Below are 7,552 nucleotides of genomic sequence, written 5' to 3' on the forward strand. Positions count from 1 at the left end.
CCCGGACTGTCAACAACGCTCGTGGTCAATACAGCTAGCCCAGCCGGACCGGGTTCACCACGTCCGCGATCATGACCAGCACGGTGAAGCAGAGGAACACGCCCGCGACCACGTAGGCGACCGGCATCAGCTTGGCCACGTCGAAGGGACCGGGATCCGGACGCCTCGTCAACTTCGCGACGCTGCGCCGCAGCCACTCCCACAGCGCGCCCGCGATGTGGCCGCCGTCCAGGGGCAGCAGCGGCAGCATGTTGAGCAGGAAGAGGGACAGGTTCAGCCCGGCCAGCAGGCTCAGCATGGTCGCGATCCGGGCGCTCGCCGGGGCGTGCATGGCGAAGACGTCACCGCCGACCCGGGCCACGCCGACCACGCCCACCGGGGAGTCCGCCGACCGCTTCTGCCCCTCGAAGGCCGCGCCCCACAGTGCCGGGATCTTCGACGGCAGGGCGACGATCGACTTGAAGCCGTTGACCGTCATGTCGCCCATGCGGTTGAAGCTGGCCGTGAGGCCGAGGGTCCTGATCTCGCTGACCGGCGTGATGCCGAGGAAGCCTGCCGAGACCGTCTGGTCGGTGGGGTCGCCGTTGGAGTCCAGCTTGGCGACCTTGTTCTCGACGATCTTCACAGGCGGCAGCGTGACGTCCTGGCCACCGCGGCGCACCACGATGGTGACCGTCTTCTTCGCCGAGTCCCGGATGTCCGACTGCAGTTGGGCGTAGGAGCTGATCGGGTCGCCGTTGAAGGAGACCACGGTGTCACCGGGCCTGACGCCCGCCTGGGCGGCCGGGGTGACCTGGCTCTTCGCCGTGCAGGCGCCCGTCCTGTCCTCGGTCGAACCCACCGGGGCGACGCACTTGGCGACCGTGCTGATCGTCGGCGTCGCGGTCGAGATGCCGAAGCCCATCAGCACGACCAGGAACAGCGCCACGGCCAGGATCAGGTTCATGAACGGGCCGAAGAACATGATGATGATCCGCTGCCACGGCCTGCGCGTGTAGAACAGCCGGGTCTCGTCCCCGGGCTTGACCTCTTCGAAGGACTGCTCCCGGGCGTCCTCGATCATGCTGCGCCAGGGCGAGGTGCTGCGGGCGGCGATCCTCCCGTCCGGCCCGGGAGGGAACATGCCGATCATGCGGATGTAGCCGCCGAGCGGGACGGCCTTGACGCCGTACTCGGTCTCGCCCTTCTTCCGGGACCAGATCGTCGGCCCGAAGCCCACCATGTACTGGGGCACCCGGATGCCGAAGACCTTGGCCCAGGTCAGGTGCCCCAGCTCGTGCCAGGCGATGGAGAAGAGCAGGCCCAGCACGAACACGACGATGCCGAGGACCGTCATCAGGGTCGTCATTCCGCGCTGTTCCTCTCGGTGCTTTTTCCGCAGGTGGTGCTGTGCTGCCGGGTTGCTGCCGGCTTGCTGCCGGGTACTGTCCTACCCCGCCGCGATGGCCCGCGCCCGCGCGCGGGCCCAGGTCTCGGCGGCAAGGACGTCCTCCAGCGTCAACGAGGTTGCGCCGGACGGAGTGCCGTGCTCGGCCACGACCTTGGCCACCGTATCCACAATGCCTGAGAACGGGAGGCGACCCTGCAGGAACGCGTCCACGCACTCCTCGTTGGCGGCGTTGAAGACGGCGGGGGCGGTGCCGCCGAGCGTGCCGACCTCGCGGGCCAGGTCGACGGCGGGGAAGGCGTCGTTGTCGAGCGGGAAGAACTCCCAGGTCGCCGCCTTGGTCCAGTCGCAGGCAGGAGCCGCGTCCGGCACCCGGTCGGGCCAGCCGAGGCCGAGCGAGATCGGCATCCGCATGTCGGGCGGCGAGGCCTGGGCCATCGTGGAGCCGTCCGTGAACTCGACCATGGAGTGCACGACCGACTGCGGGTGGACCACCACCTCGATGCGGTCGAAGGGGATGTCGTAGAGCAGGTGGGCCTCGATGACCTCGAGACCCTTGTTGACCAGGGTGGCCGAGTTGATGGTGATCACCGGGCCCATGTCCCAGTTCGGGTGGGCGAGCGCCTGATCCGGCGTCACGTTCGCCAGCTCCTCGCGCCGCTTCCCCCGGAACGGCCCGCCGCTGGCGGTGACGACCAGCTTGCGCACCTCCGCCCGGGTGCCCGACATCAGCGCTTGGAACAGCGCGGTGTGCTCGGAGTCGACCGGCACGATCTGCCCCGGCCGCGCCAGCGCCTTGACCAGCGGGCCGCCGACGATCAGCGACTCCTTGTTGGCGAGGACCAGGACCCGCCCGGCCCGCAGCGCCGCGAGGGTCGGGGCGAGCCCGATCGACCCGGTGATGCCGTTGAGGACGGAGTGGCACTCCATCCCCGCGACCTGGGTGGCGGCGTCCGGCCCGGCGATGATCTCCGGCACCGGCCCGCCGAGGGCCGCGAGGGCGGCCCGGAGCGGGTCGACCGCGTCGGGCCGCGCGACGGCCACGACGGCGACGCCGAGCTGGTGCGCCTGCTGCGCGAGCAGCTCGACGCGCCCGCCGGCGGCGCTCAGGCCCACCACCTTGAAGCGGCCGGGGTTCCGCAGTACGACGTCGATCGCCTGCGTCCCGATCGACCCGGTGGACCCGAGGATCACCAACTCCCTCGGCCCGTCCGGGTCCTTGACGACGGGTTCGAATCGCGCGTGCGGGTCCGCAAGGATGACGTCCATGCCGCACATTGTGGCAGGCGGGAACCCCCTCAGGGGCGGGGGAACTGCGCGAGCTGCCCACCACTCGCGGAGGTTCTGCCCCGTGTGCGGGACGGACCTCCCTGAGTGGTGTGTTGCTCGCGCAGTTCCCCGTGCCCCTGGCGGGACTACTGACCGTTGGGATGGTCCTTGAACCAGGTGAGGAACTTGTCGGTCGGGCTGCCGAGCCCCGTCGTCGCGTCGTAGCCCTGGGCCGTCTTGAGCGACGTGTCCTCGTCCAGGTCCACCAGCAGCGGGTTCCCGTTGCTGTCCCCCGCCACGACGCTGGGGGCGTGGCCGCCCAGCGCCGCGGGCTCGTGGACGGCGTCGTGGAAGACGTCCGACCCGTGCAGGGAGTACAGCACCGGGTTGGCCAGCCCCAGCGGGGAGCCGGAGGCCTCCTGCGCCAGGGCCTCCATCGCGGAGAACAGCGGGCAGGCGAGGCTGGTGCCGCCGGTGGTCTCCAGCGACCACTTCCCGCCCGTCTGGGTGAAGTTCACTCCGCCGTCCGCCGCGCTGACCGCGTGGGCCGTGCCGACGGTCTGGCCGACCTGAAAGCCCGTCAGCGGGTTGGCCAGCATGGCCACATCGGGCTGCTCGCGCGTCGCCGATCCGGTCGCCACCGTGGCCAGCGCGTCCGGGACGACGCCCTTCTGGTAGCCGGGCTGGTTGAAGACGTGGCTGTTGCCGCCGCCACCGCCGTCGTGGAACTTGGCGCCGGCGGTGTCCCAGCCGCCGCCGCTCTGGGGGTAGAGCACATTGCCCCAGCCGGTCTCCCACTGGTACTCGCCGCCCGCGCCGATGCCCAGCGTGGTGCCGCCGACCGCGGTCACCCACGGGTCGCCGGAGGGGTAGGACGAGAACGGGGACGGCTCGGCGTTGCTGTCCGTCTGGGTGTAGTCGCCGTCGTCGCCGGTCGAGAAGTTGAAGCTGATGCCCTCGGCCGCAGCGCGCTGGAACAGCTGGAGACCGGCCTGGTAGTTGGCCTGGTCGCCGGAACCCTCGGGGCTGCCCCAGGAGTTGGAGACGATGTCGGCGCTGCGCTCGGAGATGATCTTCTCGAAGACGTTGAAGAACTCGTCCGTGCTCGGGCTCTTGGCCGCGTAGTAGACGATCTTCGCGTCGGGGGCGATGGCGTGCACCGCCTCGACGTCCAGGGTCTCCTCGCCCCACCAGCCCTGGGCCAGCTGGGCCGTGGACTGCGGATCGTAGGACGCGGGCAGGACCTGCTTGAACTGGCCGGGCTGCAGCTCCGGCAGGCCCATCTGGCGCGACCAGCGGTTGACGTCCTGCTCGATGGTCGGCGACGCGAAGGCGTCGACGATGGCGATGGTGACGCCCTTGCCGGTCAGTCCGCTGCCGGAGGCGCCGTAGGCGCTGCGCAGCTGGGCGGCGGTGTAGCCGCAGAGGAACTGCGCCGGCTGCCCGCCGGACGGACCGGCCGGATAGGCCGCCTTGCGCTGGCCGAAGTACTTGCTGCAGTTCGGGTCGTCCGCCGTCTTGAACACGTGCGGCGCGTCGATGGGGCTGGAGGTGACCAGACCGGTGACGGAGGCGACGTAGTCGCCGATGTTCGACGGGTACTGCGGCTGGGAGGTGGTGGAGAGGTACACCTTCCCGTTGTGCTTGAAGCGGTCGATCTTGATCTTCAGCGTCTCCTCGACCTTCGCCACGGTCGTCGAGACGGTCATCGACTGCTCGTCCTTGTTGAGCACCTTCATCCCGGCGCTCTGGACCCACTGGGAGACGACGGTGGCCGCGTCCGCATGGGCGGCGAACGTGGATCCGGTCTGATCCGGCGTCAGGAACTTGTGGTAGTTCGGGTTTCCGGGCGTGGCCGCCTGCAGCGCGTAGGACGCCAGGTCCTGCGGCTTTGCCTGGGCGAACCAGACCGTGCCGGTGACCACCGTCTTCGGGTCGGCGTGGCCCAGGTCGTTCTTGGCGGTGGCCCAGCTCGGCGGGGCCCACGAGGTCCCGCCGGAGGAGGAGGCGCCGCCGAAGCCCATGCTCCCGGCGTCGACGCTGCCGCCGCCCGCCTCGTTCTTCTTGTGGTTGTTCAGGCCGATGACCACACCGCCGACCACCAGCAGGCCGAGCACGCTGAGCACCGCCACCCACATGCCCCGCTTGGACCGGCGCGGCCCGCCCGGGCCACTCGGCCCGCCCGGACCGGTGGGACCGCCGAACGGCCCGCCGGGACCACCCGGACCGCCGCCCCCGTACGGCGGCTGCTGCGGCGGACGCGGCGGCTGCGGCGGAGACCCGTACGGGCTGTTCGGCCGGGGCGGCTGCGGAGCGCCGTACGGACCGGGCTGTCCGCCGTAGGGGTTACCGGGTCGCGGAGGCTGCGGCGGGCCGTAGGGGTTGGGCGGCGGAGCGCCGTACGGGTTCTGCTGAGGCGGCGGGTACCCCCCGGGCCTCGGCTGCTGGGGCGGCGGATAGCCGCCCTGCGGTGGCTGGTTCTGCCCGTACGGCGGGTAGCTCACGCTGGGACCTGTCTCGTCGGTGGTGTCGCCGGGAGCGCGGTTGTCTGTACTTCCTCGGTGCCGGCGCGCGGGCCCCCGGTACTTCGTCCCCGCACGCCAGCCCGCATCGTACCGACTGCCGCCGACGTACCCGACAAGCCGTCAAGTCGCCTGCGTCACCCCAGAGGTCGGCGCACGTCCTCCCGCTGCGACGGCCCCGGGGCCGCTTCGGCGATCCACGGGCCCCCGCCCGACGGGTCCAACACCCCCTCCTCCAGCCAGAGATAGCGCCCGTCGAGCACCCGCCGGGACGCCTTGCGGTCGAGCGAGTCCGTGTTGCGCCAGAGCCGGTCGAACAACTCCTCGACGCGGACCCGGGCCTGACGGCAGAACAGGTCCGCCAGCTCGTAGGCGGCGTCTCCGTTCTCCCCACGGCTGCGCAGCAGTTCGGCGCGGACGCAGGCGGCGCTCATCGCGAACAGCTCGGCGCCGATGTCGACGATCCGGCCGAGGAAGCCCTGCTTGGTCTCCATCCGGCCCTGCCAGCGCGACATGCCGTAGAAGGTGGACCGGGCCAGTCGCCGGGCGCCGCGCTCGACGTACCGCAGGTGCGTCGCCAGCGGCCCGAACTCCCGGTACGAGTTCGGCAGTTGGCCGGGCCCGGCGGCCAGCTTGGGCAGCCACCCGGCGTAGAACGCCCCGGCGCGGGCCGCGGCGCGGCCCTTGGTGCGCAGGTCCGCCTCCGGCTCGATCAGCTCCCCGGCAACCTTGAGGTGGGCGTCCACGGCCTCCCGGGCGATCAGCAGGTGCATGATCTCGGTGGAGCCCTCGAAGATCCGGTTGATCCGCATGTCGCGCAGTACCTGCTCCGCCGGCACGGCCCGCTCCCCGCGGGCCGCGAGCGAGTCCGCCGTCTCGAAGCCGCGGCCGCCGCGGATCTGCACCAGGGCGTCCGCCATCAGCCAACCCTGCTCGGAGCCGTACAACTTGGCGAGCGCGGCCTCGATCCGGATGTCGTTGCGCTGCTCGTCGGCCATCTGGCCGGAGAGCTCCAGCACGGCTTCGAGGGCGAAGGTCGTCGCCGCGATGAAGGACACCTTCTCGGCGACCGCCTCGTGCTGGGCCACCGGCCGGCCCCACTGCTCGCGGACCCCGCCCCACTCGCGGGCGATCTTCAGGCACCACTTGCCCGCGCCGACGCACATGGCGGGCAGGGAGAGACGCCCGGTGTTCAGCGTGGTGAGCGCGATGCGCAGCCCCTCGCCCTCCCGCCCGATCCGGTTCGCGGCCGGTACGTGGACCTGGTGGAACCGGGTCACCCCGTTCTCGATGCCGCGCAGCCCCATGAAGGCGTTGCGGTTCTCCACCGTGATGCCGGGCGAGTCGGCCTCGACCACGAAAGCGGTGATGCCGCGGTCCGGGACCCGGGCCATGACGACCAGCAGGTCCGCGACGACGCCGTTGGTCGTCCACAGCTTCACGCCGTCCAGGACGTACGCGCTGCCGTCCTCGGTCGGCGTCGCCGTGGTGGCCAGCCGGGCCGGGTCGCTGCCGACGTCCGGCTCGGTCAGCAGGAACGCGCTGACGGCGCTGCGCGCGCAGCGCGGCAGGAAGGCGTCCTTCTGCTCCTTGGTCCCGAACAGCTTGAGCGGCTGCGGAACGCCGATGGACTGGTGGGCGGAGACGAGGGCACCCACGGCGGGGCTGACGCTGGAGATGAGGGTGAGCGCCCGGTTGTAGTGGACCTGGGTGAGGCCGAGGCCCCCGTACTCCTTGTCGATCTTCATCCCGAGGACGCCGAGGGCCTGCAGGCCCTTGACCGTCTCGTCGGGGATGCGGGCCTCGCGTTCGATCGACGCTCCGTCAATCTCCGTCTCGCAGAAGGCGCGCAGGCGCGCGAGGAACTCCTGCCCCTCCTGCTCCGCGTCAGGGTCGGGCACGGGGTGCGGGTGGATCAGATCCAGGCGGAACCGGCCCAGGAACAGCTCCTTGGCGAAGCTGGGCTTCCGCCAGTCCTGCTCGCGCGCCTCCTCGGCGACACGGCGGGCTTCCTTCTCGGTGACCTTCGGCATCGGGCATCACCTCTCCGTTCCGGAAAGTACGCCCGCCCGAGGGAGTCGAAAACACTTCGCGCAGACAACAACCCGAACAGGCGGCGCGGCGATCGCCCAACCGCGGGTGGCGGGCGGCTCCGCCGCGCACCGGGGGCAGGCCCCCGGCAGCACAAGCCTGGCTCCACGGCACCCGCGCCAGCCGCGAGGCACATCCCCGGGTGCGGGCCGCCCCGCACCCCCGGCGGACACCGGAGCATCCGGTGGAGGCAACGCCGACGCGCCGGCGCCAGGCGCCCGGCAACGCAAGGACGGCTCCACCGCACCGGCGCCAGCCGCCCGGCGACAGGGGCGAAGCTGCC

At 71.4% G+C, this 7,552-nt stretch carries 4 protein-coding genes; all 4 read right to left on the bottom strand.

What is annotated here, in order from left to right; translation table 11 throughout:
- Positions 1–34: 34 nt before the first annotated feature.
- On the bottom strand, positions 35–1,348 hold the full coding sequence (locus ACFP3V_RS31005; RefSeq protein WP_380590907.1) for a M50 family metallopeptidase: 1,314 nt from the start codon (positions 1,346–1,348) through the stop codon (positions 35–37).
- An 81-nt stretch (positions 1,349–1,429) separates the two neighbouring features.
- Complete coding sequence (gene dxr / locus ACFP3V_RS31010; RefSeq protein ID WP_380590910.1) at positions 1,430–2,656, bottom strand: 1-deoxy-D-xylulose-5-phosphate reductoisomerase; 1,227 nt, start codon at positions 2,654–2,656, stop codon at positions 1,430–1,432.
- Between the two features lie 146 nt (positions 2,657–2,802).
- On the bottom strand, positions 2,803–4,788 hold the full coding sequence (locus ACFP3V_RS31015) for a S53 family peptidase (protein ID WP_380590913.1): 1,986 nt from the start codon (positions 4,786–4,788) through the stop codon (positions 2,803–2,805).
- A 527-nt stretch (positions 4,789–5,315) separates the two neighbouring features.
- On the bottom strand, positions 5,316–7,211 hold the full coding sequence (locus tag ACFP3V_RS31020) for an acyl-CoA dehydrogenase family protein (protein ID WP_380590916.1): 1,896 nt from the start codon (positions 7,209–7,211) through the stop codon (positions 5,316–5,318).
- Positions 7,212–7,552: the final 341 nt, after the last annotated feature.

Source organism: Streptacidiphilus monticola (assembly GCF_042658505.1).
In the GTDB taxonomy this organism is placed as follows: Bacteria; Actinomycetota; Actinomycetes; order Streptomycetales; family Streptomycetaceae; genus Streptacidiphilus; species Streptacidiphilus monticola.